Genomic DNA, 26,654 nt, shown 5'->3' with positions numbered 1-26,654 from the left:
ATGCAATTGACAGCAGTACGTTATGCAACAACAATCGCAGTGATTCTAGCTTTGTTCGTTGTTATGTTGGGGGCTTATACACGCTTGACCGATGCCGGTTTAGGTTGCCCGGATTGGCCAGGTTGTTATGGTCATATGGTGCTTCCCAAGGCACAAAAAGCATTAGAGTCAGCGCAGAATCAATATCCTTACAGTCCTATTGAAACACGTAAAGCCTGGACCGAAATGGCCCATCGTTATGCCGCAGGTACTTTAGGGTTACTTATTCTCTTTATTGCGGTGAATGTTCTTTGGCGTCGTCTGCAGGGTGGACGCTTACCTTGGCAGCTACCCGTAACCTTAGTATTTTTAGTTTTATTTCAGGCAGCCTTAGGCATGTGGACGGTTACATTAAAATTGCTCCCGGTTGTTGTGATGGGACATTTATTAGGCGGGATACTCATTTTTTCCTGTTTAAGCCGGTTTCGTTTGCAATTGAGTTCAGTGACTCCTGCCAGTTTACCGCAATGGAGATTCTGGGTAGGCTTGGCGGTGATAATCGTATTTTGTCAAATTGCTTTGGGTGGTTGGGTGAGTTCTAATTATGCCGGGATTTCTTGTATTGGCTTTCCTCAGTGTAATGGACAGTGGTGGCCTGTATTACATTTTTCGCAGGGATTTAATTTGTTTGCCCCTGTAGGAGCAAATTATCAAGGTGGTGTTTTAGACAGTGAGATTAGAACAACTATCCAATATATTCATCGTTTGGGCGCTGTCCTGACCGCGTTGTATGTTTTGAGCCTGTCGTTATTATTGTTATTTAAAACCAATAGCAGATCTCTACGTCGTATTACTCTACTGGCTATTTTGCTGGTGATTACGCAGTTTGCTCTTGGTGTAATGAATGTTATCTACTTACTTCCATTGTGGGTTGCTGTTGCCCATAATGGAGTGGCAGCAATGTTGATGGCGACGGTATTGATGATGCTTTATCTTATTAGACCTCTTCCCACCACCGTAGAGTTTGGAAAGAAATCTATTCAAAGGAGACTTGGTGATGAGCATTAAAACAGAACCTCGTCTCAATGTTGATTGGCGAGATTATTTAGAGCTATGCAAACCCAAGGTGGTTGCGCTCATGTTACTTACTGTCGTTGTTGGAATGTATTTAGCGACTCCCGGTTGGGTAGCATTATCAATTTTATTGGCTTCCCTGGTTGGTATAGGGTTGTGTGCAGGGAGTGCGGCAGCGATTAATCATCTTGTGGATAAACGCATCGATGCCATCATGGTCCGTACTCGAAAAAGGCCAGTTGCGCAAGGTAAGGTTTCGGTGAAGCAAGCCTTGTATTTTGCGGTGATACTAGGTGTTCTTGGCTTGGGAATACTCATTGTTTTTGTTAATACCTTGACTGCTGTCCTCACCTTTGTAACTTTAATAGGTTATGCGGGGATATACACCGGCTATTTGAAGCGCGCGACGCCACAAAATATTGTGATTGGCGGGTTAGCTGGTGCTGCACCTCCTTTGTTGGGCTGGACTGCTGTCACAAACCATTTAGATCCACAAGCCCTGCTTTTGGTACTCATTATTTTTACATGGACTCCCCCCCATTTTTGGGCTTTGGCTATTTATCGTTTTGAAGAGTATAAGCATGCGGAAATTCCTATGTTACCAGTGACGCATGGTATTCCATTTACCAAATTGCATGTACTTTTGTATACTATTCTCCTGTTGGTGGTAAGTGTTTTGCCTTTTGTCATAGGTATGAGCGGTTACTTATATCTTATCGGGGCTATTTTGTTAGGCCTGCGTTTTTTATATTGGGCAATTACGCTGTATCGTGATGGACAACCAGTTGTTGCTATGCGTACCTTTCGGTTTTCTATTGTTTATCTAATGATGTTATTTGTATTTTTATTGATTGATCATTATGTCTGAGGAGATGAAATGCCTGCCAAAAATCATATTGCTTTGACAGTGGCTGTTTTGTTTGCCTTCGTCGCACTAATTACTGGGTTATTTGTTTCACAACATATTCATGCGAGAAAGAAAATTGATGTTGAACAATTTAATGGCACTTTACTGCAGAAACCGCGGGAAATTAACCAATTTGACTTAACAGGGATTGATAACAAATCGTTTAATAATGCTAGTTTACAGGGACAGTGGACTATGATTTTTTTTGGTTTTACTAACTGTGGGTATGTATGCCCTACTACCATGGCAGAATTAGCTAAAATGTATCGTTTGCTTGAAGAACAAAAAGTAGAGCCTTTACCCAAGATTGTAATGGTTTCTGTTGATCCTGACAGAGATGATCTGGATAAACTTAGACATTATGTCAAAGCGTTTCATCCCCATTTTTATGGCGCTAGAGGCGATAATGAGATGGTGAAAAAGATGACTCGCGAAATGGGTATCGCTTATGCGAAAGTCGTAAATCCCAATGCTAAGAATGCTCATGATTATGATATAGAACATAGTGGAGCTGTGATGGTGTTTAATCCACAAGGTGGTTTAAGTGCTTTTTTCACAACACCGCACAAGGCTGATTTTTTGGTTCAAGATTATCAATTATTAGTTTCTTAGAACACTTGCGAAGGCGCGCTAATAGTCTGTAGTTGCATTCATATATTCCTGCCAGGTTAGTCTGGATAGTTTTATCCAGACTATGCTCCTGCTACTGGCTTTGTTATTAAAATTGATTTCCTACGAGGACTGTCCGTCGTCTCAAAAATAAAAATAGAAACGGCTCTTGTCATGCTTTGTAGTGAGAGTAGAGCAAGGAGAAACGGAGCGTAGCGCCCTTATCGACCAAGCAAATACTCCACTGATGTAGAGTAGCGGAAGAAGTTTAATGCAAGGCTTCAATTATGAGCTAGGCTTTGCTTATACCAATATAAAATTAAAAATAACCAAGGAAATATTTATTCATGAAAATCGCGATATTGGCCACAAACCCCCAGTTATATTCACATCAGCGTTTAAAAGAGGCTGGGGAGGAAGCCAATCATGAGGTTAGTATCATTAACCCCCTTAATTGCTATATGAATGTAGCTGCTTCCAATCCAAACGTTCATTACCGCGGCGGTGTCCCTTTACCAAAATTTGATGCAGTCATCCCCCGTATTGGGGCTTCAATTACTTTTTATGGAACAGCCTTGTTAAGGCACATGGAAACTATGGGGATGTACACGCTTAATGAATCAATAGCCATTTCACGTTCGCGCGATAAATTTCGTTCCTTGCAACTTTTGGCACGTAAAGGGATTCCTATGCCCTTGACCAGTTTTGCACAATCACCTGATGACACAGAGGACTTGATTCGTATGGTTGGTGGAGCGCCATTAGTTATTAAGTTATTAGAGGGAACTCAAGGAAAAGGGGTAATTCTGGCAGAAAGCCATCAATCAGCAGTGAGCATTATCAATGCCTTTAAGGAAATGTCAGCCAATATTTTGGTGCAAGAGTTTATTGAAGAATCACGCGGTACGGATATTCGTTGTTTCGTGATAGGAGATAAAGTAGTGGCTGCCATCAAACGTCAGGCCAAAGACGGTGATTTTCGCGCCAATGTGCACCAGGGTGGCAAAGCAGTGAAAGTCAAATTAGACCCACAAGAACGGGCTATCGCGATTGCTGCTGCAAAAGCAATGGGCTTAAAAGTGGCAGGGGTTGATTTAATTCGCTCTAAGCATGGTCCTTTGGTATTGGAAATTAATTCATCGCCCGGGCTTGAAGGAATAGAAAAAGCGACACATGTGAATATTGCTGCTAAAATTATTCAATATGTTGAAAAAAATGCCAAGCCAAAAGGCATTAACCGACGGTTCCAGGGATGACTACGAGACAGCCAATTGTCATTGCAAATGAATCTATCAAAGCGGGGCAATCCCGTTGTGTCAAACTCTCTTTGTCCATGTTATATAGTTCGACACCCATTGAGGTTCCGGTTTATGTTTTTCATGGTAAGAAAGAGGGCCCTGTTCTTTTTGTGACAGCAGCAATTCATGGTGATGAGATTAATGGGGTTGAAATCATTCGCAGGCTTCACCACTCCCCACTACTGAAGCGCATCCGAGGTACTCTGCTAACAATTCCTGTGGTTAATGTTTATGGTTTTATCCTTCACTCGCGTTATTTGCCGGATCGGCGGGATTTGAATCGTCAATTTCCTGGACGCGAGCAAGGCTCAATGGCTTCCAAACTTGCCAATTTGCTTATGACAGAAATCGTCGAGCACTCAACACATGGTATTGATTTGCATACTGGTGCAATTCATCGCAGTAATTATCCCCAAACAAGATATAGCCATCAGTGCGCGCAATCTGCTGCTTTAGCCAACGCGTTCGCTGCACCAGTGATGGTACCTTCCAACATGCGCGATGGTTCCCTACGCCATGCTACAGATAATTTAGATATTCCGATGATTATTTATGAAGCGGGTGAAGCATTACGTTTTGATGAGTTATCTATCAAGCTAGGAGTGCGGGGGATCTTAAAAGTGATGACCTACCTGGAGATGTTGTCCCCTTCTCAAAGAAGGCCACTTGCCAGAACACCACCTGAAGTAGCTGTTGCAAAATCAACGTTTTGGGTTAGAGCAGCGGAAAGTGGCATGGTTATAGAAAGCAAATTACTTGGTACAAAAATCCATAAAGATGAATTACTTTGTTTGATTGTAGATCCTTTGGGCAACAATAAAGTAAAAATTTGTTCTCCCTGTGATGGTTTGGTGATTGGTAAAACCAATATTCCTTTAGTGAATGAAGGGGATGCCTTGTTTCATTTGGCCTTATTTGAAGATTGGGATAGTTTACAGCTTTTTGCTGACAATCAAGAAAACTGGGATGAGTTGTAATCTTGAACAATGTGAAGAGGCGCTATAAAGAGCCAAGAAGATCTTAGGCACGTGTTTTTTTCTGACGCTGCTCGCTCTTTCCTATCAACCACTCAGGATTAACTTCCAATTCTTGGGCAATGAGGTTAAGCAGGGTGGGATCGGGAATGGTAATACCATTCAAAAAGGCTTCTGCCTTAAATTTTGGTATTTTAATAAGTTTGGCAAAAACCTCAATTCGCTCATCAGTCCGAGGTGGTACTCCAATACCGTCGAGTTCTTTGTTAAGACGCTCGGCAAAATGTCTATGCATGCTCACCTCAGTTAGAAATTATTCGTCTCTATGTTCTATAGCATAAAAAAAATGTTTTGCAATTTTGTGGGAATATTCTTGTTTAACCACTCATTTTAGCTGTTATTCTTTAAACGCTACCGGGGTGGGAAATTGCTTCGTCGATACGGTGCTCGAATCCTCATGCACTGACGTGTACTCCAATTCTGCGCTCCGTGTCTCCTTGCCCAGCGATCTTTTGTTAAATAAGGGCGTTTTAGTTTTAGTTATTGCTATTTTCAGGGCTGGTAACCAGATTAACAAGCGCGTTAATCCATAGTTCACTATCGTTTACACAGGGAATAAGCGTTAATTTTGTACCACCAAGTTGTTGCCATTGCTCTTGTGCGCGTATGCCGATTTCCTCCAGCGTTTCAAGACAGTCAGCGACAAAAGAAGGGCAAGAGACTGCGAGACGTTTAATTCCTTGCGTAGCCAGTTTAGGTAATACTTCATCAAGATAGGGTTTTATCCAAGGTGTTTTGCCTAATCTGGATTGAAAGGCGATACCATATTTGTCCGCCGATAAACTCAACGCCTTCACCAGGGAACGAGTTGTTGCATAGCATTGTGCTTTGTAACAAGCTTGATTATTTTCATCAATGGGTGGGCAACTTTGCTCACAAATTTTGTTACAACCCGTATTGAGTAGATGGCGTTCTGGTACCCCATGATAACTGAATAAGACATAATCGTGATCGGCAACATACGGTTTTATCAGCGTTGCCTGCGCGTTAATGAAGCCTGGATGGTCATGAAAATCACGAATAATGGTGAGTGTTGGGAAAACAGGTTGAGAGGTTAATAAATGCAATACTTTCTCAATGGATGAGCCAGTAGCAGCAGAGGAATACTGTGGGTATAAGGGCAGTATGGTCAAACGCGCACAATGGCGTACTTCTTCTAAAGCGCTTATTAAAGAGGGGTTGCCATAACGCATCCCAAGGCTCACTTGCCAACGACTTCCAAGTGCCGTTTGTAACTTGGTTTGTAAATGCCGACTGTGAATTAGCAGGGGCGAGCCTTCCTCGCTCCAAATCGCTTGATAAGCGTGTGCTGATTGTTTGGGGCGAAAAGGTAAAATGATGCAATAAAGCAAGAGATACCTTAACGGTGCAGGTAAGTCGATAACCCGCTTATCAGCTAAGAATTCTCGCAGATATTTTCGGACGGCAATAACATCAGGTGCCTCTGGCGTACCCAGGTTAATCAACAATAAACCATTCTTCATTTTAAATAACGCACTGAGAAAACTCACATAATACAGCAACGGCACCGTCGCAGCAGCAAAAAGCTGCCGCGCATCTAATAGACACTTAAGCCGATACGTTTTCGCTGTTCAGTGCTATTACGTTAGAAGCATGCAAGCCGCGCTCGCCTTTCTCAAGGTCATAGCTTACCTGTTGCCCGGGAACCAGTGTTTTATAGCCGGTACCATGAATAGCAGAGAAGTGAACAAAAATGTCTTCACCGCCGCCTTCTGGCATAATAAAACCCCATCCTTTGGCATTATTAAACCATTTTACTTCACCTGTAGCCATAACTCCTCCTTTTGTTAAAGCCGGTCAATTGCTTCAAAAAAACAATTGAGCAATTGTATTTTGCTATAAATGGTAATAACTTTAAATAACCCATTTTTGTGCTGGGCATTTCAACATAACGTAAAATGGGGAGTAGTGACAATAGGTTTACTAAAAAATTGTGTAATTAACGCCATATACGGTTAACTTATTATCAATTATCTGTTTTGTTTGCTTTAGAATTGAGCAGTGCCAGGTATGCACATAGGGCTATTCAAAGAATTGAATCTCCCTTAGGTGGGTAATGAAATTTTGGGCGTCATCGCTGAGTTTATGCCCTTTGCGATAAATGATGAAATAATCAATATGTAAGGTTGGATGCTCATAGATAGTGATTAGGTTCCTATCAATGACATTTTTGGGTATAAAACACCAACCTAAACTTAATTTGGCAAGTTTTAACAGTGCAAAAATAGGTTCCGCTTCATGCTGTGCAAGTAATATAAGATTTTTTCTATATAAAAAATTCTCTAGAGTCTGGCGTGGAGGGGCATATTTAGGCATGACAATCCCTGGGTACTCCAGAATAGTGGCTAGAGCCGGATTTTTTTTCTTAGCCAAAGGGTGGTTACGAGCCACCTTGATAACATACGGAAGCGTAAAAAGAGGAATTAATTCAAATTCATGGGCGATTTTATCGCTAATGCAATTTAAACAAAGCTCGATTTCACGATTACGCAAGGCGCGAAAACTCATTAGTGGTGATAAATAGCTGACTGAAAACTCTATATCCTGATGTCCATGACTAAAAGAAGCCAGAAAATCGGGTAACATCCAGCTACCAATCAAAAAATCGACTCCAACTCGCAATGGTTTTTTTTGTTTATCTATAAAATGATTAATGGACGATATACCTGATTGGATAGTCTGCAATGTCTCGATAGCGTAAGGTAAGAAAATCTTTCCTGTCTCAGTTAGAATTAGGCGGTTATGTTCTCTGATGAATAAAGAGGTCTTAATTTCTGATTCAAGCGCCGCAATACGCTTACTCATTGCCGATTGGGTGATATACAGGTAATCGGCTGCTAAAGTGAAAGAACGGAAATCAGCAGCAGCAATAAATGCACGAATTTGATTTAGATCCATATTGTGTTGCATATATATAGTGCTAAGTAATTTAAGTATAATCGATTGAAAATAAAGTGCTTCATGTTTTCTTTGATACCGCAGGAATTATAAATGGCAGCAAAATATTAAAAATTTATTGATTGCCAGTAATAACTAGTTAGTTCATTGGATCTTCAGGGAGGGATTCCTCAATGCGAGTAAAAGCCGCTGTAGCGTTTCAGGCAGGCAAGCCATTAACAGTTGAGATGGTCGATTTAGAAGGGCCTAAACAAGGTGAAGTGCTTGTTGAAATAAAAGCGACTGGTGTATGCCACACGGATGCATTTACCCTGTCGGGGCAGGATCCGGAAGGAATTTTTCCAGTGATTCTTGGTCATGAAGGTGCTGGCATTGTGGTTGATGTGGGAGCCGGTGTCAGTTCAGTCAAACCCGGGGATCATGTCATTCCTCTTTATACCCCTGAATGTCGGCAATGTGCTTATTGTCTTTCTCAAAAAACAAATCTTTGTCAAGCCATTCGTACTACGCAGGGACAGGGTTTAATGCCCGATGGCAGTTCTCGTTTTAGGCTCGATGGTAAGCCGCTCTTCCATTATATGGGCACCTCAACTTTTGCCAATTATACGGTGTTGCCCGAAATTGCGGTGGCAAAAATTCGTAACGATGCCCCTTTTGAAAAAGTATGTTATATCGGTTGTGGTGTAACCACGGGTATTGGTGCAGTGATTTATACAGCAAAAGTCCAACCTGGCTCCACCGTGGTTGTATTTGGTTTAGGTGGAATAGGGCTCAATGTGATTCAGGCAGCCCGCATGGTGGGCGCTAACCAAATTATTGGTGTAGATATTAATCCCCAGCGCCAGAGTTTAGCAAAAAAAATGGGTATGACTGATTTTGTTAATCCTAACGAGATCGCTGGGGATCTTGTTGCTCATCTGGTTGAATTAACGAATGGTGGGGCGGATTACAGTTTTGAATGCGTTGGTAATGTAACTTTGATGCGTCAAGCTTTGGAGTGTTGTCATAAAGGCTGGGGGATTTCCACGATTATTGGTGTCGCAGGTGCAGGCCAGGAAATTTCCACGCGACCTTTTCAATTGGTAACAGGTCGAGTATGGCAAGGGTCTGCTTTTGGTGGTGCACGCGGGAGGACGGATGTCCCTAAAATTGTTGATTGGTATATGGAGGGCAAAATCAACATTGATGATTTGATTACCCATGTTCTACCTCTCGAGCAAATTAATGATGCTTTTGAATTGATGCATGCAGGTGAATCAATACGTTCGGTTCTAACATTCTAAGAGCTTGTTATACTTCTATGTACACTGCGCTGCAATGATCGTCAATAACAGCCATTGTTCTATTTTTAGGGAATTAATTAACGAGCTCCAGGACTTATATCAAGAAGGATCATGACAATGGCAATTGCAATGATTGAAGAACACCAATGCTTTAATGGGGTACAAGGTGTTTATAGCCATCAATCCTCATTAACAAATTGCTTAATGCGTTTTGCTGTATTTTTGCCTGCAATGACTATAACGAAAAAACTTCCTGCTCTTTACTGGCTTTCAGGGTTAACCTGCAATGAACAAAATTTTATAACCAAAGCAGGGGCTCAGCGGCTAGCTGCTGAATTGGGATTAATATTAATCGTACCGGATACTAGCCCTCGTGGTATTGAGATACCCGGTGATCGGGAAAGTTATGATTTTGGCATCGGCGCGGGTTTTTATGTCGATGCGACTGAATATCCCTGGGCTAAACATTATCAAATGTCCTGTTATATCAGTGATGAATTACCTAAACTAATTAATCAACATTTCCCTGTGAATCCTGAACGTACCGGTATTTTTGGCCATTCCATGGGTGGGCATGGTGCTTTAGTGTTGGCACTTAAAAACCCTCAGCAATATCGGAGTGTCTCTGCTTTTTCTCCAATTTGTGCTCCCATGCAGTGCCCATGGGGTAGAAAAGCGTTTGCGGGATATCTGGGACAGAATGAAGAAGCATGGAAAAATTATGATGCTACTGAGTTGGTGGAAAAAATGGGGTGGCCGCACTCATCCATTTTGATTGATCAAGGGTTGCAAGATCCTTTTCTACAGGAGCAATTAAAGCCAGAGCTTTTGCAGGCTGCCTGTTTGCGAGCTGGTGTGCCGTTAAATTTGCGTATGCAAAAAGGTTATGATCACAGTTATTATTTTATTGCCAGTTTTATAGACGATCATTTACGCTTTCACGCATCGTTGTTATATAGCTAGGGGAGACGGCTTACCTTTCTACTATCTTGGCGCTTATGGCTTGATTTTTGAGCTCCACAGTGGAGCATACCTGCTAGCCGGTGCAGATTAGGCGCTTCGCTTACAGCATATTGGTCAGCGGGCGTATGTCGAGCCACGGGCTGACCTACGTGGCTCAAGATAGCGAAATGTACGCAGCCCCTCATTTATTAAGGTGACCAATCAATGGGTTTTGTAACGGATGAACGTATTCAAGCAAGTAGTATTTGGTTAGACGATTTATCTTTATCAACAGTCTACTTAAAAAATGAGGCTGATTTTCCATGGTTTATTCTGGTTCCTAGAGAAGAGAATATTCAAGAGATTTACCAATTATCGCCTACAAATCGCCAGCTATTAATAGAGGAAATCGCTAAGATATCGAATCTGGTGAATATTCATTTTAAGCCCGACAAATTGAATGTTGGGGCTTTAGGTAATATTGTTTCCCAGCTTCATATCCATGTTGTTGCCCGCTTTAATGGTGATAAAGCGTGGCCTCATGGTATCTGGCAATCTGGAATGACTGCCACACCTTATCCTAAAGAAGTTTTGCAGGAATTGGTTCCCTCTTTAAGAGCAAAAATAGCCGGGGGCTGACATTTCTATTGTCAAGACCCAAGCATCGAAACTCGCGAAATCTGAGCCGCCTTCTGGTTAACTTTATAAATACTCGGGCAATGGTTTTTTATTGGGGAAAATTTCAGCCAGTGAAATAGAAAAACCATCTTCTCTGACAATACGTGCGTGTTGGCGTTGTAATTGCCTTGGCTCATCTACACCGCAGGAATGGCAGATGATAGCAACTTCATGCGCCATATTGTTTGCATAATGATAAACTCGCTCTGCCTTATCGGTGACCACTAATCCACGTTGTAGCCTGAGGTCATGGGTAGCTACCCCAGTTGGACAGGTGTTTTTATGACATTGCATGGACTGGATACAACCTAGAGCAAACATGAAGCCGCGCGCAGAGTTCACAAAATCTGCTCCGGCACAAAGTGCCCAGGCGACACCTGAGGGGGTAATCAGTTTACCGCTGGCAATTACTTTGATGCGTTCACGTAAATTGTACATCACCAGAATGTCGACTAAATTAGGCAGCGCCTCTTGGATAGGGATACCCATATAATCCATTAAACCTTGTGGCGAAGCTCCAGTACCTCCATCAGAACTGTCCAAAGTAATAAAATCCGGGGCAAATTGACTGCCGCGCTTATGAATAGCCAGGCATAAGTCATGTAGCCATTCATAACCGCCTAATACAAATTTGCAACCAACTGGTTTACCTGTTATCTGGCGGATATGCTCAATCGAGTCCAAAAGCTCTTCGACATTGCTGATATCAACATGTCGATTAGGACTGATAGAATCAACATGAGGTAAAATACCTCTTATTTTAGCTACTTCCTCAGTCACCTTCACAGCGGGCAGGATTCCCCCTTTACCTGGTTTGGCGCCTTGACTGAGTTTTATTTCAAACATTTTGATACTTTTTTCTGCAGCCAGCTCGCGCAAACGTTTATCGGATAGATGGCCCTCAGCATCACGAACGCCGTATTTTGCTGTTCCTATCTGCATGACAATGTCGCAGCCATACTCAAGATGATACGGTGACAGTCCTCCTTCCCCGGTATTTAACCAGCAGCCTGCCTTTTTAGCTCCTTTTGCTAAAGCTTGAATGGCCGGTTTGGAAATAGCACCGTAACTCATGGCAGAAATATTAAAAATATGATTTGAAGTATAGGGGTGTGCGCAATAAGGCCCTATAGTGACTGGTCTGATAGTTGCCTGGTTAGTGGCGAGGGGAGGGAAGGGAGCACTAACAAAATAGACCGTTCCTGTATTATGGAGAGGACGGGTTGAGCCGAATCCTATAGTCGTATCAACATTTTTAGCTGCTCGATATACCCAGGAGCGTTCAGCACGGTTAAAGGGTAATTCTTCCCGATCGCTAGCAAAAAAATATTGCCGAAAAAAATCTCCTAAATATTCAAAAAAATAGCGAAAATGGCCTACGATGGGGAAATTACGTAAAACAGCATGTTGTTTTTGATGTCTATCCCACAGATACACTGAAATAAGCAAGGTGATTAAACTAACAACAAGCACAATAATAATTAACTCATCTAATTCCAAGGCACGTAGAAAAAATATATCTTTTTTCTTAATCTCAATTGATTCCACGATAAAATCCTTATTTCTCTAGAATGTCATTTGCGACTCACCTACTGGATCAGCAGGCTTCATTGCAATAAATCGATAGTTTTACTATAGCAGGTTAGCCGTACAATTGATCATAAAAACCCCTTTGGCGTATTGCAAGAGTAGCCGCATTTGCTGAATGACTTATTTTTATGCTGCTTTGACTGAAAACGCATTTAGAAAATGAAACTAATCAACCGTTATGCTTAAAGAATAAAACTTTATTCCAATTGGCAACAGACTTTTTACTTTTTAAAGTAATCAAAACCGTTGCGCATAAAGAGGGTCAATAAAGGAAGTGACTATAAATACCTTAAAGTTGTCCTATACTTTATTAATAAGGAATTAAAACGATGTGGTAGCTCAATGAAAGTCCGAGAAATCATGAGGGATAATTCGGTTTATTGCCTTCCTGATAATACTATTTTTGATGTTGCAAAGCTCATGGAAAAATTGCGTATAGCGGTTATGCCTATTGTTGTTAATGAGGGATTATTGGGAATTATTACGCTGCGGGACATTGTAGTAAATCTGCAAAAAAATGATGTCACTGGAAACATGGCGGCAAGTAAGTTGATGAAGAAAAACGTTTATTGTTGTTACGAGGACGACGATTTAGGGTTCGTTGCAGAAAAGATAGGTAATTTACAGATCGCTAATTTAATCGTATTAAATAATGAGCAAAACAAAGCACCTACCGGAGTGATTTCTTTAGCCAACCTGGCGAGGCATACCTTGTTTTTAGAAAAAATTTATAGCGAACGGCAACCTAAGACCTTTACCCAAACCAATATAAAAAAATTTATCGATCATCATGTAAGCAATAAAAATTATTGAGATAGTCATTTTCTATCCCTAAGTTGAAAAGGAAGTCTGGTCATATGGATAGTTTAAATCAGTTGATTATGGTTATTATTACCGGATTAATATTTTGGGCTGTCAATCAATCTATCTTCCTGGATCCTTTTATTAATTTAGTGATTAATTTTTTTCTACTAATAGCGTTAGTTATCTATCTTATGCAGTTTTTAGGGTTAGTAAAAAAAGTGCTACCGACTGTTAAAATTTTTAAATAATCTACCTTCAGGAAAAAAACAATAGGAATTATTGCGAAAACAGTGGTACAAGGAAGCCGATTGTAGGCTTTTCCCAGGAAAGGATAATTAGACGGTGTATTGAAACGTTATAGAAATTAATCAGCTAGTCCGGTTAGTATAAGCTTGGGTAGGTCCTTCGAATTTGCCGCCATCCTGATAGCGACAGTAATATCCTCAGGTTGCAATAAATAATGCATCCAAAAGTGGGTTCCCATTATTTCAAATACGGTTATTCTCAGCATCGCTTTGCAAGGAGGGAATCCTCATTCAAAAAATAATTTTCTTAAGGATGGCTTAAGGTCAGTATGTTAATATTATGCGCATTATGTTGCGGGGATCCCATAAAATGCCATTATTAGTTGAGACTCTACGTGTATTTGATGCTTACATTCGGGCAGATAAAAAAAGCCCTGAGGCTCTTAAAGAACACATGAAATCTTATGATAAAGAATTAGAGCAATTAAGGGTAAATTTTTATTCCACGACGATTAATCAAGATAACCTGAAGGTTTATAAAAAAATCCAAGATATCTTGGAAAGCCTTAATATTCCGCAAACGCACTGGTCGCAATATTTAAACGCAAATCTGACTGTTTACGATTTTTTTATTAAATTAAAAACAGACGGCAGCCACTATCAAGTCGATTATATACTCAGTTTGATAGAGGAAAAGACTTCCCTGGCAACGGCAAAATTTGTTCTTGGTTGCTTAGTCTCTGGCCTTTTTTCAGCTGGGTCCGCTTATCTGCCTGCAATGGCTGGTATTTTAGGCATGATTAGCACCAGTGGATTTGCTATTTCGGGTCTGTATGAAAGTAGCAATGATCCGAAAAAAGCACATCACATTCGCCTTCGTGACAATACTTTCCTCCTGGTGAATACCTTTTATAATTTATCTGCCTATGCTATTTGGGCTGCAAGAGAAATGTCCCCCACGGTCGGCTCTCTCTTTGTTGCTGCTTCAATAGTGAATGTGCTCAAAGATGTATTTTGCATGGCGCAGTATTGGATAGAACATGAAACACTACCACCAATTTACGATAGTAATAATTTAAATATTCATCAAACGTATGCACGGCGTGAATACCAATATTTACAAAATAAAAATGCGGCATTCATTGATGTTTCTGTTTCTCTTGCTTTAGCAGGTGTTATGGCAGCCTGGTGTTTTTTGCCTGGTGGACTTTTTCTTACGGTTACTGCGGTAGTAACCAACATTGCTCTTGCTGCAATTAAATATTATTTGCATAAGAATAATGAAACGACTATCAGAGTTCAATTGCAGGAAGAACTCGATCATATAAAAACGCTTTACCCCAGCCTCAATGTGAAAGCGCCGTCAAGTAGTGAGGGTGCGGCAACTGAAAGAGCAAATCCAGAAGAAAATGGGGGGAAGATGCTGCTTAGGGATGAAAAAGGAGCGGAAAAACCGAAAACTTATAACCACTACAGATTTTATCCGACTGTGGAGACAATGGGGACTTCAGACATCCCTACCTTTCAATCGCCAGAAATTCCTGTCTTTTAATGTCGGGCTTTTGGCTCGACAGGTTTCTCCTCCCGGCAATAATGCGTAGTCAAATCCCCTAACAGTCTTAATTCTGATAATAACCCTTTTCTTTAATTCAGGATGTTGTGATAAGGATCGCTTGAACGGTAAGATAAGAAGCAGGGTCAGCTAAAGGGGACGGTGAGTATGGCAAAAACAGCGTTATTGGTCATTGACTTGGTTAATGATATTGTGCATCCCCAGGGAAAAATTGCTGCAAGTGCTGCTTTCATACGAGAACATGAAGTCCTTGAGCAGGTCAATCAAGTCATAAAAGTGGCGCGGGAAGCTCGATTTCCTATAGTCCATATTAAAATAGGCTTTAGTGCATCTTATATTGAATGTCCCATACAATCGCCGCTTTTTTCTAAGGTGAAACTCGCTGGGGCTCTGCAATTGGGAACCTGGGGTACGGAATTTCATGAAAAAGTAGATGTACAGCCAGATGATTTTATCTTAATTAAAAAGCGAGTTTCTGCTTTTTATGCAACGCCTCTTGAAGCGGTTTTACATGCTCAGAAAATTGACTCCCTGATTCTTACTGGTGTTTCAACCGATATGGCTATCCAGAACACTGCGCGTGAAGCGCATGATCGTGATTATCAAGTGACTATCGTGGAGGATGCCTGTGGTGCTGCGCAGCAAAAGGTACATGAAAACGCCATTAACCAATTAGCCAGAATTTCTACTACGACAACGGCAGCTTTGTTGGATAAAAACCTTAAGTGATGAGGGATTGATTGAGTTTACCTCATAGGGACTGTCTATATTTCTCTTATCTTGATGCTTCGATTTGATTTCTGATTTAATAAAGCACTAACTGGACTCCATATAGCATTCTTTTTACAGTAAAATAGAAGTTTTCCAGCTGAGAAGCAACTAGTTATGAGAGACCTCCAGTGAAGACGTACGAGTGGATTTTATTTGATGCGGATGAAACCTTATTTAATTTCGATTCTTTTGATGGGTTACAACGCCTGCTTTCCCGGTTTGAAGTCAATTTTACTCAACAAGATTACCAGACTTATCAAGTCTTCAATAAATCGTTGTGGGTAGATTATCAGAACGGAACAATTACTGCGCAAGAATTACAACATCAGCGTTTTGCAATTTGGGCTGACCAACTCCAAGTTTCTACTCAGGTTTTGCATAGTACTTTTATGGCTATTATGGCGGATATTTGCACACCAATCGAAGGCGCACAAAGTTTATTAACTTCTTTGAAAGGGCGAGTTAAGCTAGGGATTATTACCAACGGATTTACGGAATTACAACAGATTCGTCTCGAGCGAACTGGATTTCAAACTTACTTCGACCTATTGGTAATCTCAGAGCAGGTAGGTTTTGCCAAGCCTCATCGGGGTATTTTTGAACATGCTCTTTCGTTAATGGGAAATCCAGCGCGCGGACAAGTATTAATGGTGGGCGATAATCCAGATTCTGATATTCTGGGAGGCTTGAACGCAGGGTTAGATACTTGTTGGTTTAATGCACATAATCACCCTATCTCGCCGGGTCTTACCCCCAAATACCAAGTTTCCTCCTTGGCGGAACTCGAAACTTTGCTGTTGGGGGAAAAAAAGGTTATTTCAGCGCCTGATAAGGTAGCGGTCACTGAAATGATCTAATAGGCTTTACAATATAACATTCGTGGATAGATTTGTTTCCTTAGCCTAGTCGCAATCAGCTTGCAACGAACATTGTTGTTACTTATAACCCAAATCCTGTTTAAGTCGTCATTAGCAAGAATTTGGTACTGTTCTGAAAATGAGTATAAACTAATTAATAATAATATTTTTTGAATTTTAACTAATCAGGCTCCTTCTCCTCTTCAAGGAAAGCATGATGTATCGTTTTCATTTCAAACAAGATTACTTGTTGGTTTCTTTCTTTGTTGGATTAATTATCCTTGTTGTTGCCCTGCTTGGTTGTCTGTTTTTGTTGAAGCATCTCTCTTTTCTTCAGGAGCAAAGCAATAACAGGCATTACGAATCTTATCGTATCGCTCAAGAACTCCGAATATCATCCGATGATTTGACAAAGATGGTTCGCCTTTACGTGATAACAGGAGACAAAAAATACCTTGATCATTTTAACGAAATCATTGCTATTCGTAGCGGCACAAGTCCACGTCCGAAAGAATACGATAGTGTCTATTGGGATCTGGTATTGGATGATGATAAAAGACCAAGACCCTATGAAAAGGCGAAATCATTAGTGCAGATGATGATAGATCAGGGGTTTTCTCTTCAGGAATTTGAGTTGCTAAGACAAGCCCAAGAAAAGAGTGATGCACTGACTGCCATTGAATTTAGGGCTATTAATGCTGTGGAAGGAAAATTTGATACCGGAAGTGATCAATATAGTAGTCAGGGAGAACCCAATAAAAAGCTTGCTATCGATTTGGTTTTTGGCAAGAAATACATGGAGGAAAAAGCAAAGATTATGGCTCCCATCCAGTTGTTTTTCGAAAAAATTAAGGCAAGAACAACTGAAAGAAATAAGGAGATTTCTCAAGAAATTAATCAGGTCATTTCTATTGCTATCATTCTTTCAGTGTTATCCACTATTATTATGTTGATTTCCATTATTAAAGCCTTACACCGAATTGCAAAAACAGCCAAAGAAAATGAACTTCTTCTTTTTAACATCCTTCCATCATCCATCGCAGAGCGGCTTAAACGTGGTGAAAAAATTATTGCTGATGAATACCCTCAGGCAAGTGTTCTTTTCTGTGATATCGTAGGTTTCACTGCCATGATGGCGAGAATAGGCACTAACAAAATGTTTGACATTTTAGGATGTCTTTTTGATGACTTTGATGATTTGGCACAAAAATATGGTGTTGAAAAGATAAAAACAATTGGTGATTCTTATATGGCAGCAGCAGGAATTCCTGAGCCTGCAGCGGATCATGCCTTTCGTATAGCAGACTTTGCGCTGGCCATGAAAGAAAAAGTAAAAACATTTTCCCAAATTCATGCAATAGACTTACAAACCCGTATAGGAATGACCTATGGAACAGTGATAGCCGGGGTGATTGGACACAAAAAATTTATTTATGATGTTTGGGGGAATGTGGTTAATATCGCAAGCCGGATGGAAGCTACCAATATTCCCGGAGAAATTCAGATTACGGAAAAAATGGCACTACTACTGGAAGAACAGTTTGTCATTGAAAAAAGAGATGAAATTGAAGTAAAAGGCAAGGGCAAGATGTGCACTTATTTTCTTAAATCGCGTCGATAATTTGTAAAAATCTTCTTTAAGGCATTGTGCTCAGAGCATAATGCCTTTTATTATCATGAGTCCCTCTATTTTTTTCATTAATTTAATAACAACGAACAAAGCAAGCACAGCAAGGTTTTCATTAAAAAAGCAAGAAGAAAAATGAAAAAAATTATTGATTGATCATAAAATATTCTAGGTCTCTTTCCCATATAAATGATTTATTTAGTATATACTTAAATTAACTAAAAGGGATTATTGGAGGCGTGCTATGCCAATCAATACTTCATTGGCCAATCATCTGCTGATAGCTATGCCCTCACTGAAAGATCCCAATTTTGAACGTTCTGTAATTTACATTTGCGAACACCATATTCAAGGTACGGTAGGATTGATTATTAACCGTCCGATGCAATATCCCCTGGGTATGGTTTTTGAGCAAATGCAAATTGAACCGATTCGAATTGAGCAAAACCAAAAGCCTTTGTTATTTGGAGGGCCAATTCAACCGGAACGTGGTTTTGTCATTCATCGACCATTAGGTGGTTGGCGCTCCAGTTTGGTGCTGCGTGATGACGTGACCGTTACCACCTCAAATGATATTATTCGGGCAATAGCAGCTGACATAGGTCCTAAAGATGCACTCGTTACTTTAGGGTATGCTGGTTGGGGTGAAAATCAGTTGGAACAAGAAGTGATGGATAATGCCTGGTTAGTGTGCCCTTATTCCGCAGAGTTACTCTATGAAGTGCCCTTTTCAGAGCGCTGGGAGTATGCCGGAATGACCATTGGTGTGAAAATGAGCCAATTAACTTCCAGCGTAGGGCATGCCTGATTAATTTTATATGTATTAGTACGGAGTTTCCTCAATGCCTGATGGCGTTTACTTAGGATTTGATTTTGGTTATAAGCGAATTGGAGTCGCTGTAGGGCAGCAAATTACCTGTAGTGCACGGCCTTTAACGACGTTAGATGCAAAACTGGGGATCCCTAATTGGGATGCAGTGCAAAAAATAATCGCGGAATGGCGTCCGCAAGCATTGATTGTAGGGCTGCCAACTTGTATCGATGATAGTGAACAGTACACTACAGCTGCTGCTCGCAGTTTTGCGCGTCAACTGCGCAAGCGTTTTTTACTCCCAGTCCATTTGGTTGATGAGCGGTTGTCTACCGTTGAAGCGCGTGCTCAGTTGTTTGCCGAAGGGGGATATCGTAAAATAAAGCAATCCCAAGTCGATAGTGTCGCCGCCTGTGTTATTCTTGAGCAGTGGCTACAACACTCTCAGTAGACAGTGAGTACCATGCAGCATTTTTTAGAAATTAGTCAGCTCTCCCGCTCTCAAATTGATTCGCTTTTAGAAAGAGCCTTCTATTTTAAACATAACAAGCAATACCCTTCCTGTGCCCGAACCAGCGTAGCTAATCTTTTTTATGAAAATAGTACTCGCACCAGGGTTAGTTTTGAATTGGCAGCAAAGCAATTATCTATGCCGGTCATTAACTTGGATTTACAAAATTCATCCGAAGCCAAGGGTGAAATTATTGAAGATACCATCAAAACGTTGGCGGCAATGGGGATTAAGCTGTTTGTGATTAGGCATACTCAGGATAGATTACAACGGCAGTTGGCAGACGCGTTGGGAAACCAGGTTCATATTGTCAATGCCGGTGACGGGAAGCATGCGCATCCTAGCCAGGCGATGCTTGATCTAATGACCATCGTGGAAAGAAAACCAAATCTCCGTCAACTAAAAATCGCTATTGTGGGTAATATTTTTCATTCCCGTGTAGCAAATTCTTTGCAATGTATTTGTAAAAGTATGGGAGTAGGAGAATTAACTTTGGTAGCACCTGATATTTGGCAGCCCCAAACGGTGCATTTTGGTCGTGTTACGTCTTCTCTACGAGACGGTATACAAGAAGCGGATGTGATCGTCTGTTTGCGAGTACAGCGTGAGCGTTTATTGGAAAATGAACATCTCGATTTATCACGATACCGTGCCGAATATGCACTGACTCAAGATAGCCTAAAATACGCTAAACCTGATGCGATAGTGATGCACCCCGGTCCCATGAATCGCGGTGTCGAAATTGATAGTGCAGTTGCTGATGGACCACAGTCTTGTATTTTAAATCAGGTTGAAAATGGTGTTTTTATGCGTATGGCAATCCTTGAAGCGTTAGCCAACAATTAGACTGTATTTGTTCAGGCTGCTGAGGTTCCCAGGATAGAAATCGCTAACCAGGAAAGATACTCATTTTATAAAGGTTGTTTTTGAGTGATTAGGAATTTCAAGTGGATAAAATTAGCCCATCAATCTCATTATGTCTTGGGGCTGAATGCGGGATATCTGATTTTTATACAAAACCATGAGACTTTGGAACTGATAAACCACTATGTCTATAGCAAGACATAGTGGTTAAGATAATATCGTAATTTAAATGACAGTTATATTCTGTGCTTGAAGACCTTTTGCCCCTTGCGTTACAACGAATTGTACGCGCTGTCCCTCTGCCAGGGTTTTAAAACCAGAACTCACAATTTCTTTAAAGTGGGCAAATACATCCGGCCCTGAATCTTGCTCGATAAAACCGAATCCTTTAGTTTCGTTGAACCATTTAACAACCCCATTGACTGTTTTAGACATGACTACATCCTTACGTTTTTATTTAAGATACCTATACAGGCGAAATTAGCGGGAAGAGGTCAAAATTAAAAACTACAGTACGAAGGATTAAATAAATAATAAAACGACGATTTGAGAGTATAAAAATAGACATTTTCAAGCTAATTCTATAATACTACTTTTTTGAAGTATAGGCAAATTTTAGTTTTTGCTTATACCATTAAACCCTATTAGCAAACCTAATTTAATAATAAACCGTTCATGTAAAAATCCCTGAGGCTCAACAAAATAATCTATAGTTAATAGAGTACTCAAGGGAATGACAGCATGAATAATCAAAAATCGCTTGTTGTGATTACTGGCGCAAGCGCCGGTATTGGTAAAGCGTTAGCAATTCGTTTTACCGATGAAGGTTATCCCTGTTTATTAATCAGTCGCCACATTGAACCGCTTGCTGAATTAAAAGGGCGTGAAGTTCTATATGCACCACTGGATATTACTGATTATGAACGATTCGAAATAGCAGTCCGCGATGCAGAAAAAAAATACGGTAAAACCGAATGTATGATTAACAATGCTGGCTTTGTCAATGTGGGTGAATTCAGAGATATCCCGATTGAGAAAACTCATTATGAAGTTGAAGTGTTGGTTCACGGGGTGATCAATGGTATAAAAATTGTTTTGTCTGATATGTCAGCCAGAAAGTCAGGCACCATTATTAATATCAGCTCAATTGCAGATCGGAAACCCTATCCGACAGCTGTTAGTTATCATGCCAGTAAACACGCAATACGCAGTATTGCTGAGAGTTTGCAAATGGCCGAGGCCAAAAATAACGTTCGTATTATCAATGTGGCGCCAGGCCTTGTGAAGACAAATATCCATGCCAATATGGGGGTCAGTTTTGCTGACTATTGTGAATTATTGGGTAACCCTACTTTCCTTCTGCCGGAAGAATTAGCGGAGATTATTATGTTTTGCTGGAAACTGCCGCAGAGGATTTGTATCAGGGATTTGGTAGTAATGCCAACAGATTGCCCCTTCTAACACGGAGCTGCTCCATTTCTACTATCCTGGCCGTTATGCTTCGATACCCTGCGCTTCGCTGCTCACCTACTTTTATGTAGGCTGCGCTGCGGTGCTCGGCCATCGAAGCATAACGACTCAGGCTAGCGAAATGGAAGCAGCTCCTTCTCCTGCTCTTCTTCCTCGCGGTTATTCTTTCGATATCCCGCGCTTCGCTGCTCACCTACTTTTATGTAGGCTGCGCTGCGGTGCTTGGCCATCAAAGCATAACGACTCAGGCTAGCGAAATGGAAGCAGCTCCTTCTCCTGCTCTTCTTCCTCCTCGCGGTTATTCTTTCGATATCCCGCGCTTCGCTGCTCACCTACTTTTATGTAGGCTGCGCTGCGGTGCTTGGCCATCAAAGCATAACGACTCAGGCTAGCGAAATGGAAGCAGCTCCTTCTCCTGCTCTTCTTCCTCCTCGCGGTTATTCTTTCGATATCCCGCGCTTCGCTGCTCACCTACTTTTATGTAGGCTGCGCTGCCGTGCTCGGCCATCGAAGCATAACGACTCAGGCTAGCGAAATGGAAGCAGCTCCTTCTCCTGCTCTTCTTCCTCGCGGTTATTCTTTCGATATCCCGCGCTTCGCTGCTCACCTACTTTTATGTAGGCCGCGCTGCGGTGCTCGGCCATCGAAGCATAACGACTCAGGCTAGCGAAATGGAAGCAGCTCCTTCTCCTGCTCTTCTTCCTCGCGGTTATTCTTTCGATATCCCGCGCTTCGCTGCTCACCTACTTTTATGTAGGCTGCGCTGCGGTGCTCGGCCATCGAAGCATAACGACTCAGGCTAGCGAAATGGAAGCAGCTCTTCCTTGCTATTCTGCTTTGCAAATTACTTGGGTCCTTGTAGCGTCTGCTTAAATGAGAGAGCTTGCTGTAGAGCAGGCAGGGTTACTTTTTCAGACTCATTCATATCAGCGATGGTTCTCGCTACTTTCAACAAGCGATGATAGGCACGAGCAGATAGTTTGAGACGACTCATGACTTGACTTAAAAAGGCGACTTCTTCTTGTTCCAGGGAACAGACTGCTTCACAGTCTTTTGTACTTAATTGAGCATTAATACAGCGTTGACGTTGATGTTGTATCTTTCTAACCGCTTCCACTAGCTGTCTGATTTTTATACTTTGGCCGCTTTCTGTTGTGTGAGGTTTAATTAATTCTTCTTGCGGTAAAGCCTGAATAGTAATCTGCATATCAATTCTATCCAGTAGAGGGGCGGAAAGTTTGGCAAGATAGCGACTGATGCGTTCAGGGGTACACAGACAATCTGCCTGAGAATTTCCCCATTGCCCACAGGGACAGGGATTCATTGCAGCAAGAAGTTGAAATTTGGCTGGAAACTCCATTTGCATCGCTGCTCTTGAAATGGAAATAGTTCCTGACTCCAAGGGTTCACGTAAGGTTTCTAAAACATGTCGATGGAATTCGGGTAATTCATCAAGGAACAAAACACCGTGATGAGCAAGTGATATTTCACCGGGTTTCGGTGGATTGCCGCCGCCAACCAATGCAACTGGTGAAGCAGTATGATGTGGGGCTCGAAAAGTAGGGTAGCGCCAGGCGTTAAAATTAGGGAGGCGTCCTCGTAATGAATGGATAGCAGCACACTCCAACGCTTCTGCTTCAGACAGTGGTGGGAGCAATGTATTAAATCGTTTGGCCAACATGGTTTTACCACTTCCCGGAGGACCGCAGAGCAAAATACTATGACCGCCGCAGGCAGCAATTTCCATCGCTTGTTTGGCGTGATATTGTCCTTTTACATCTGACCAATCCAGCTGATTATTGTCGATAGATATTTCCGGACGTATGGGCAGCGGCTGTAGTGGTGTACCTTGGCAGAGATAACTACAGACTTCCCGCAAATTATTAGCGCTATAAACACCCTCAGAGCCTACTAAAGAAGCGTCCTCTGCATCCGCAGTAGCAATAATTAATTGTTGCTTATCGCGCTGCGCTGCCAGCACAGCTGGGATGATAGCTGATATTCCACGTAAATTACCGCTCAAGGCCAATTCAGCAATAAACTCATGAGAGTCCAGTTTTTGGCAAGGTATTTGGCCTGAGGCAGCCAAGATGCCTAGAGCGATAGGTAAATCGAAGCCGCTCCCTGATTTAGGCAAATCTGCTGGGGCTAAATTGACAGTGATTTTGCGACAGGGGAAATCAAATTGACTATTAATAATGGCACTGCGTACTCGATCTTTGCTTTCCTTTACAGCTGTTTCCGCAAGACCCACAATGGTAAAGCCGGGTAACCCATTGGATAAATGCACTTCCACAGATACAGGTTGCGCAAGAATGCCTATAGCACTGCGCGTTTTGCTAAAAGCAAGGTTCATTTGTTTTCCTATTGGTTGGACGGTTGAATAACTAGCTAGCTATTTTATTTTTCCTTGTGCTTTGCTTGTTGTGCCAGTAAGGTATCAACCTGCATTTGCAAGGCATCTACTTTTTCGCGAGTTCTAGCTAGTACTTTGGTTTGTACATCAAATTCTTCACGAGTGATTAAATCCAAACGAGAAAAAGCAGCCTGCAAAACTTCTTTGAATTTCTGTTGAATCTCTTTTTCGAAATTTTGTAGACTGGTAGGTAGGGTAGCGAAGAGTTTTTGGGCTAAATCATCAAAGTGTTTTGGATCAAACATGCAAATCTCCCTGCTGTTGTAGTTACTGTTGGCGATAGTCTAGCAAAACTCAAGTCTATCAGCTATGTACTTAATTAGGTTGTAACGAAGGAATTATTATGAAAATGCTTACCGCGATTATCAAGCCATTCAAACTTGATGATGTGCATGAGGCACTCATGGAGATTGGCGTACCAGGAATTACGATCTCCGAAACACGTGGGTTTGGTCGGCAGAAAGGGCATACTGAACTTTATAGAGGAGCAGAATACGTTGTTGATTTTCTCCCTAAGATAAAAATTGAACTCGCTTTACCTGATAATATGATTGAGGTGGCAATTGATGCCATTTGCAAGGCCGCCTATACAGGAAAGATTGGCGACGGCAAAATTTTTGTTTATAACCTGGAGCAGGTAGTGCGTATTAGAACAGGTGAAGTGGGGGGAGATGCTATTTAGAGACTATCTTTCAAAGCAGGGGAAATGATTACAAAATTTACTTGCTTATTTTTTATTTTTTAAAGATACAAGCCTTGATGGCGCGTCAGCGTAATCAAGGTTTTTATTCTCCAAATCCAAACTGGATAATCGATAGCTGCGCACATAATATACCAATAATCCACTACCCTACCTTTGAGAGGGTTGTAGTGGAAAGGGTGAACCCTTGATTACGCTGACGTGCCAAGATTACTGATTATACAGGCGCGTGATGTGCTTAGCGTAATTTCTCCGTAATAAATTGCCACTCATCCTGACTCACAGGTGTGACCGATAAACGATTGCCTTTACGGAGGAGCGGCATATTTTTTAGTTCGGCGTGTTGCTTCAAGTAATCAAGAGAAAGGATGTGAGGAAACTTCTCTTTAAAACGGATATCAACCATAAACCATCTTGGATTCTCGGGCGTGCTTTTGGCATCGGGGTGTTCACTGTTTGGGTCAAAAGCGGTGTGATCAGGATAAGCTTCACTGACGACTTCAGCAATACCAACAATACCAGGTGGATTGGTATTGGAGTGATAAAAAAATACTTGATCGCCAATTTTCATGTCGTCACGCATAAAATTACGTGCCTGGTAATTCCGTACACCATCCCAAGCGGTAATTTGATTAGCGGCTGTACGTAGATCATCAATGCTGAAACAAGACGGTTCTGATTTCATTAACCAATAGTTGGTCATGGTTTGCTCCAGTAAATGGTTCGCTGGGTTACTACTGCTGTGAGCGGAATATCCCAAGTATGCGGTTCTATGTAAGGCTGGCGTTGAAACTCATACGCAACACCGATAAGTAAAGGATGATTTTCTTTAGCCAAGGTGCGATCATAATAACCAGCTCCCATTCCCAGGCGTGTACAATGGTCATCGAAGGCCACCAAGGGCAAGAAAATGATATCGAGTTGCCTGGGAGCTATTGCTTCCCCTTTATCGACATCGGGCTCCCCAATTCCATATTTATTTTCTTTAAACGGAGTGGTTGGGGTTGCTGGCAAAAATGAAAGGGTTTTGTCGTCGTTTAAGGCAGGAAAATAGCAATATTTACCATGCAGGGGAGCGGAGTTCCATAAAGCATCCAGGCTAATTTCACCTCCCATCGCATGGTAAAGAGCAATGCGCTTTGCATAGCGATATTGGGTAAGTTCGCGAATGCGCTTGCATACTTGCGCGGAGGCTGTTTCCTGGTAATCAGCAGAGAGCTGTTCCCGTATTTGGCGGCTAGTGCTGCGAATAATCTGTTTATATCGATCGGCCATATTATTATTTTTCGTTTTTCCTTGCCTGATTATTGCGAGATAAGCTTATAAGTTCAAGCATAGAAATTCATGAATATTTTTTTAAAAAAAGGCTAGACAAAAAATTTAAAAAAGGATATATAGCTCTGCATTTACTGGTGCTTTGCGATTGTAAAGCGTATGACACAGTTAAACGTGAGAGAATGGCATGAGTGACCTGTTTGATGATAGCGAAGATGATTTGATTGAAGGAGAGGTATTCGTTAATTCTGAAGAAGAGATTGATGTCGATGACATACGGGAAGGCTCAACTTTAGATGCTCGAAGACGGCTTGAAAACATGCTTGAAGAAAAACGGCTCCGCGATGAACTTGATGATTTTGTTGACTATTAAACTATAATGGCTATGCTCATCGAGGTTCAGGGCAGTGGAAATAG

At 41.4% G+C, this 26,654-nt stretch carries 30 protein-coding genes; 20 read left to right on the top strand and 10 right to left on the bottom strand.

Translation table 11 applies throughout. The features are described 5' to 3' along the window. The 5 genes from DYC89_RS11675 (at position 1) to DYC89_RS11655 (ending at position 4,844) form a co-directional block, all read left to right on the top strand. Positions 1-1,047, top strand: coding sequence for a COX15/CtaA family protein (locus DYC89_RS11675; protein ID WP_115221939.1), 1,047 nt, complete (start codon positions 1-3; stop codon positions 1,045-1,047). Then, the gene (gene cyoE, locus DYC89_RS11670) at positions 1,037-1,921 is read left to right on the top strand and encodes a heme o synthase (RefSeq protein ID WP_115221938.1); all 885 of its coding nucleotides are present in this window, start codon (positions 1,037-1,039) and stop codon (positions 1,919-1,921) included. The genes DYC89_RS11675 and cyoE overlap by 11 nt, the downstream gene beginning before the upstream one ends. 9 nt (positions 1,922-1,930) lie before the next feature. Beyond that, positions 1,931-2,572, top strand: coding sequence for an SCO family protein (locus tag DYC89_RS11665; RefSeq protein WP_115221937.1), 642 nt, complete (start codon positions 1,931-1,933; stop codon positions 2,570-2,572). A gap of 344 nt (positions 2,573-2,916) precedes the next feature. Continuing rightward, on the top strand, positions 2,917-3,825 hold the full coding sequence (rimK, locus tag DYC89_RS11660; RefSeq protein ID WP_115174655.1) for a 30S ribosomal protein S6--L-glutamate ligase: 909 nt from the start codon (positions 2,917-2,919) through the stop codon (positions 3,823-3,825). Next, the gene (locus DYC89_RS11655) at positions 3,822-4,844 is read left to right on the top strand and encodes a succinylglutamate desuccinylase/aspartoacylase family protein (RefSeq protein WP_228363381.1); all 1,023 of its coding nucleotides are present in this window, start codon (positions 3,822-3,824) and stop codon (positions 4,842-4,844) included. The genes rimK and DYC89_RS11655 overlap by 4 nt, the downstream gene beginning before the upstream one ends. Positions 4,845-4,887: 43 nt before the next feature. On the opposite strand, the gene DYC89_RS11650 is transcribed toward DYC89_RS11655, so the two are convergent. The 4 genes from DYC89_RS11650 to DYC89_RS11635 form a co-directional block, all read right to left on the bottom strand. Further along, on the bottom strand, positions 4,888-5,136 hold the full coding sequence (locus DYC89_RS11650; protein ID WP_115221936.1) for a hypothetical protein: 249 nt from the start codon (positions 5,134-5,136) through the stop codon (positions 4,888-4,890). Positions 5,137-5,377: 241 nt separating this feature from the next. Next, entirely contained in the window at positions 5,378-6,385 is a 1,008-nt protein-coding gene (gene hemH, locus DYC89_RS11645; RefSeq protein WP_115221935.1) for a ferrochelatase, read from the bottom strand. Positions 6,386-6,470: 85 nt separating this feature from the next. Next, complete coding sequence (locus DYC89_RS11640) at positions 6,471-6,695, bottom strand: cold-shock protein (protein ID WP_058447036.1); 225 nt, start codon at positions 6,693-6,695, stop codon at positions 6,471-6,473. Between the two features lie 249 nt (positions 6,696-6,944). Continuing rightward, entirely contained in the window at positions 6,945-7,820 is an 876-nt protein-coding gene (locus DYC89_RS11635; protein ID WP_181879387.1) for a LysR family transcriptional regulator, read from the bottom strand. Between the two features lie 173 nt (positions 7,821-7,993). On the opposite strand from DYC89_RS11635, the gene DYC89_RS11630 reads away from it, so the two are divergent. From DYC89_RS11630 to DYC89_RS11620, 3 genes are all read left to right on the top strand, one after another. Beyond that, complete coding sequence (locus DYC89_RS11630) at positions 7,994-9,103, top strand: S-(hydroxymethyl)glutathione dehydrogenase/class III alcohol dehydrogenase (RefSeq protein WP_115221933.1); 1,110 nt, start codon at positions 7,994-7,996, stop codon at positions 9,101-9,103. A gap of 117 nt (positions 9,104-9,220) precedes the next feature. Then, on the top strand, positions 9,221-10,066 hold the full coding sequence (gene fghA / locus DYC89_RS11625; RefSeq protein WP_115221932.1) for an S-formylglutathione hydrolase: 846 nt from the start codon (positions 9,221-9,223) through the stop codon (positions 10,064-10,066). A gap of 204 nt (positions 10,067-10,270) precedes the next feature. Next, positions 10,271-10,684 (top strand): HIT family protein, encoded by a 414-nt coding sequence (locus tag DYC89_RS11620; protein ID WP_115221931.1) that lies wholly within the window; start codon positions 10,271-10,273, stop codon positions 10,682-10,684. A 63-nt stretch (positions 10,685-10,747) separates the two neighbouring features. Here the strand turns inward: DYC89_RS11620 and DYC89_RS11615 are convergent, their stop codons facing one another. Continuing rightward, complete coding sequence (locus tag DYC89_RS11615; RefSeq protein ID WP_245953988.1) at positions 10,748-12,271, bottom strand: FMN-binding glutamate synthase family protein; 1,524 nt, start codon at positions 12,269-12,271, stop codon at positions 10,748-10,750. 384 nt (positions 12,272-12,655) lie between these two features. On the opposite strand from DYC89_RS11615, the gene DYC89_RS11610 reads away from it, so the two are divergent. The 9 genes from DYC89_RS11610 to DYC89_RS11570 all read left to right on the top strand — a co-directional run bounded on the left by DYC89_RS11610 (position 12,656) and on the right by DYC89_RS11570 (position 20,358). Continuing rightward, positions 12,656-13,126, top strand: a complete 471-nt coding sequence (locus tag DYC89_RS11610; protein WP_115221930.1) for a CBS domain-containing protein — start codon at positions 12,656-12,658, stop codon at positions 13,124-13,126. 44 nt (positions 13,127-13,170) lie between these two features. Then, a complete protein-coding gene (locus DYC89_RS16955) occupies positions 13,171-13,365 on the top strand; it encodes a Thivi_2564 family membrane protein (protein WP_115221929.1) in 195 nt (64 codons plus the stop codon). Positions 13,366-13,732: 367 nt separating this feature from the next. Continuing rightward, positions 13,733-14,914 carry a hypothetical protein gene (locus tag DYC89_RS11600; protein WP_147285504.1) on the top strand — a complete coding sequence of 394 codons (1,182 nt, stop codon included), beginning with the start codon at positions 13,733-13,735 and terminating at the stop codon, positions 14,912-14,914. A 168-nt stretch (positions 14,915-15,082) separates the two neighbouring features. Continuing rightward, positions 15,083-15,664 carry a cysteine hydrolase family protein gene (locus DYC89_RS11595; RefSeq protein WP_245953987.1) on the top strand — a complete coding sequence of 194 codons (582 nt, stop codon included), beginning with the start codon at positions 15,083-15,085 and terminating at the stop codon, positions 15,662-15,664. A 170-nt stretch (positions 15,665-15,834) separates the two neighbouring features. Next, on the top strand, positions 15,835-16,563 hold the full coding sequence (gene yjjG, locus DYC89_RS11590; protein ID WP_115221926.1) for a pyrimidine 5'-nucleotidase: 729 nt from the start codon (positions 15,835-15,837) through the stop codon (positions 16,561-16,563). Between the two features lie 214 nt (positions 16,564-16,777). Continuing rightward, positions 16,778-18,184: an adenylate/guanylate cyclase domain-containing protein gene (locus DYC89_RS11585; protein WP_228363371.1), complete on the top strand. Its 1,407-nt coding sequence runs from the start codon at positions 16,778-16,780 to the stop codon at positions 18,182-18,184. Positions 18,185-18,434: 250 nt separating this feature from the next. Further along, positions 18,435-18,998, top strand: a complete 564-nt coding sequence (locus tag DYC89_RS11580; protein WP_115221924.1) for a YqgE/AlgH family protein — start codon at positions 18,435-18,437, stop codon at positions 18,996-18,998. Positions 18,999-19,032: 34 nt separating this feature from the next. Beyond that, a complete protein-coding gene (ruvX, locus tag DYC89_RS11575) occupies positions 19,033-19,452 on the top strand; it encodes a Holliday junction resolvase RuvX (protein ID WP_115221923.1) in 420 nt (139 codons plus the stop codon). Between the two features lie 12 nt (positions 19,453-19,464). Continuing rightward, positions 19,465-20,358, top strand: a complete 894-nt coding sequence (locus tag DYC89_RS11570; protein WP_115221922.1) for an aspartate carbamoyltransferase catalytic subunit — start codon at positions 19,465-19,467, stop codon at positions 20,356-20,358. Between the two features lie 243 nt (positions 20,359-20,601). On the opposite strand, the gene DYC89_RS11565 is transcribed toward DYC89_RS11570, so the two are convergent. After that, a complete protein-coding gene (locus DYC89_RS11565) occupies positions 20,602-20,811 on the bottom strand; it encodes a cold-shock protein (RefSeq protein WP_115221921.1) in 210 nt (69 codons plus the stop codon). 306 nt (positions 20,812-21,117) lie between these two features. Here DYC89_RS11565 and DYC89_RS11560 point away from each other — a divergent pair, with 306 nt between their 5' ends. After that, positions 21,118-21,837 carry an SDR family oxidoreductase gene (locus tag DYC89_RS11560; RefSeq protein ID WP_115221920.1) on the top strand — a complete coding sequence of 240 codons (720 nt, stop codon included), beginning with the start codon at positions 21,118-21,120 and terminating at the stop codon, positions 21,835-21,837. Between the two features lie 853 nt (positions 21,838-22,690). On the opposite strand, the gene DYC89_RS11555 is transcribed toward DYC89_RS11560, so the two are convergent. Continuing rightward, the gene (locus DYC89_RS11555; RefSeq protein ID WP_115221919.1) at positions 22,691-24,202 is read right to left on the bottom strand and encodes a YifB family Mg chelatase-like AAA ATPase; all 1,512 of its coding nucleotides are present in this window, start codon (positions 24,200-24,202) and stop codon (positions 22,691-22,693) included. A 44-nt stretch (positions 24,203-24,246) separates the two neighbouring features. Then, complete coding sequence (gene ubiK, locus DYC89_RS11550) at positions 24,247-24,507, bottom strand: ubiquinone biosynthesis accessory factor UbiK (RefSeq protein ID WP_115221918.1); 261 nt, start codon at positions 24,505-24,507, stop codon at positions 24,247-24,249. 98 nt (positions 24,508-24,605) lie between these two features. Here ubiK and DYC89_RS11545 point away from each other — a divergent pair, with 98 nt between their 5' ends. After that, complete coding sequence (locus DYC89_RS11545; protein WP_058446998.1) at positions 24,606-24,944, top strand: P-II family nitrogen regulator; 339 nt, start codon at positions 24,606-24,608, stop codon at positions 24,942-24,944. Between the two features lie 256 nt (positions 24,945-25,200). Here the strand turns inward: DYC89_RS11545 and DYC89_RS11540 are convergent, their stop codons facing one another. After that, a complete protein-coding gene (locus DYC89_RS11540; RefSeq protein ID WP_115221917.1) occupies positions 25,201-25,665 on the bottom strand; it encodes an EVE domain-containing protein in 465 nt (154 codons plus the stop codon). Beyond that, complete coding sequence (locus tag DYC89_RS11535; protein ID WP_115221916.1) at positions 25,662-26,237, bottom strand: 5-formyltetrahydrofolate cyclo-ligase; 576 nt, start codon at positions 26,235-26,237, stop codon at positions 25,662-25,664. Before DYC89_RS11535 ends, DYC89_RS11540 begins: the two co-directional genes overlap by 4 nt. A gap of 187 nt (positions 26,238-26,424) precedes the next feature. Between DYC89_RS11535 and DYC89_RS11530 the strand changes: the two genes are divergently transcribed. Next, positions 26,425-26,610 (top strand): PA3496 family putative envelope integrity protein, encoded by a 186-nt coding sequence (locus DYC89_RS11530; protein ID WP_115221915.1) that lies wholly within the window; start codon positions 26,425-26,427, stop codon positions 26,608-26,610. Positions 26,611-26,654 lie beyond the last annotated feature (44 nt).

Origin of the sequence: Legionella donaldsonii, assembly GCF_900452385.1 — a bacterium.
Classification (GTDB): Bacteria; Pseudomonadota; Gammaproteobacteria; order Legionellales; family Legionellaceae; genus Tatlockia; species Tatlockia donaldsonii.
Note: the sequence above shows the minus strand (reverse complement) of the source record. Positions and strands in the feature narration are given on the sequence as shown.

What these genes read in the sequence shown, in the direction of transcription:
- DYC89_RS11675 (WP_115221939.1), top strand. Translation starts at nt 1, where the DNA reads ATGCAATTGACAGCAGTACGTTATGCAACAACAATCGCAGTGATTCTA.
- cyoE (WP_115221938.1), top strand. Translation starts at nt 1,037, where the DNA reads ATGAGCATTAAAACAGAACCTCGTCTCAATGTTGATTGGCGAGATTAT.
- DYC89_RS11665 (WP_115221937.1), top strand. Translation starts at nt 1,931, where the DNA reads ATGCCTGCCAAAAATCATATTGCTTTGACAGTGGCTGTTTTGTTTGCC.
- rimK (WP_115174655.1), top strand. Translation starts at nt 2,917, where the DNA reads ATGAAAATCGCGATATTGGCCACAAACCCCCAGTTATATTCACATCAG.
- DYC89_RS11655 (WP_228363381.1), top strand. Translation starts at nt 3,822, where the DNA reads ATGACTACGAGACAGCCAATTGTCATTGCAAATGAATCTATCAAAGCG.
- DYC89_RS11650 (WP_115221936.1), bottom strand. Translation starts at nt 5,136, where the DNA reads ATGCATAGACATTTTGCCGAGCGTCTTAACAAAGAACTCGACGGTATT.
- hemH (WP_115221935.1), bottom strand. Translation starts at nt 6,385, where the DNA reads ATGAAGAATGGTTTATTGTTGATTAACCTGGGTACGCCAGAGGCACCT.
- DYC89_RS11640 (WP_058447036.1), bottom strand. Translation starts at nt 6,695, where the DNA reads ATGGCTACAGGTGAAGTAAAATGGTTTAATAATGCCAAAGGATGGGGT.
- DYC89_RS11635 (WP_181879387.1), bottom strand. Translation starts at nt 7,820, where the DNA reads ATGGATCTAAATCAAATTCGTGCATTTATTGCTGCTGCTGATTTCCGT.
- DYC89_RS11630 (WP_115221933.1), top strand. Translation starts at nt 7,994, where the DNA reads ATGCGAGTAAAAGCCGCTGTAGCGTTTCAGGCAGGCAAGCCATTAACA.
- fghA (WP_115221932.1), top strand. Translation starts at nt 9,221, where the DNA reads ATGGCAATTGCAATGATTGAAGAACACCAATGCTTTAATGGGGTACAA.
- DYC89_RS11620 (WP_115221931.1), top strand. Translation starts at nt 10,271, where the DNA reads ATGGGTTTTGTAACGGATGAACGTATTCAAGCAAGTAGTATTTGGTTA.
- DYC89_RS11610 (WP_115221930.1), top strand. Translation starts at nt 12,656, where the DNA reads ATGAAAGTCCGAGAAATCATGAGGGATAATTCGGTTTATTGCCTTCCT.
- DYC89_RS16955 (WP_115221929.1), top strand. Translation starts at nt 13,171, where the DNA reads ATGGATAGTTTAAATCAGTTGATTATGGTTATTATTACCGGATTAATA.
- DYC89_RS11600 (WP_147285504.1), top strand. Translation starts at nt 13,733, where the DNA reads ATGCCATTATTAGTTGAGACTCTACGTGTATTTGATGCTTACATTCGG.
- DYC89_RS11595 (WP_245953987.1), top strand. Translation starts at nt 15,083, where the DNA reads ATGGCAAAAACAGCGTTATTGGTCATTGACTTGGTTAATGATATTGTG.
- DYC89_RS11585 (WP_228363371.1), top strand. Translation starts at nt 16,778, where the DNA reads ATGATGTATCGTTTTCATTTCAAACAAGATTACTTGTTGGTTTCTTTC.
- DYC89_RS11580 (WP_115221924.1), top strand. Translation starts at nt 18,435, where the DNA reads ATGCCAATCAATACTTCATTGGCCAATCATCTGCTGATAGCTATGCCC.
- ruvX (WP_115221923.1), top strand. Translation starts at nt 19,033, where the DNA reads ATGCCTGATGGCGTTTACTTAGGATTTGATTTTGGTTATAAGCGAATT.
- DYC89_RS11570 (WP_115221922.1), top strand. Translation starts at nt 19,465, where the DNA reads ATGCAGCATTTTTTAGAAATTAGTCAGCTCTCCCGCTCTCAAATTGAT.
- DYC89_RS11565 (WP_115221921.1), bottom strand. Translation starts at nt 20,811, where the DNA reads ATGTCTAAAACAGTCAATGGGGTTGTTAAATGGTTCAACGAAACTAAA.
- DYC89_RS11560 (WP_115221920.1), top strand. Translation starts at nt 21,118, where the DNA reads ATGAATAATCAAAAATCGCTTGTTGTGATTACTGGCGCAAGCGCCGGT.
- DYC89_RS11555 (WP_115221919.1), bottom strand. Translation starts at nt 24,202, where the DNA reads ATGAACCTTGCTTTTAGCAAAACGCGCAGTGCTATAGGCATTCTTGCG.
- ubiK (WP_115221918.1), bottom strand. Translation starts at nt 24,507, where the DNA reads ATGTTTGATCCAAAACACTTTGATGATTTAGCCCAAAAACTCTTCGCT.
- DYC89_RS11545 (WP_058446998.1), top strand. Translation starts at nt 24,606, where the DNA reads ATGAAAATGCTTACCGCGATTATCAAGCCATTCAAACTTGATGATGTG.
- DYC89_RS11540 (WP_115221917.1), bottom strand. Translation starts at nt 25,665, where the DNA reads ATGACCAACTATTGGTTAATGAAATCAGAACCGTCTTGTTTCAGCATT.
- DYC89_RS11535 (WP_115221916.1), bottom strand. Translation starts at nt 26,237, where the DNA reads ATGGCCGATCGATATAAACAGATTATTCGCAGCACTAGCCGCCAAATA.
- DYC89_RS11530 (WP_115221915.1), top strand. Translation starts at nt 26,425, where the DNA reads ATGAGTGACCTGTTTGATGATAGCGAAGATGATTTGATTGAAGGAGAG.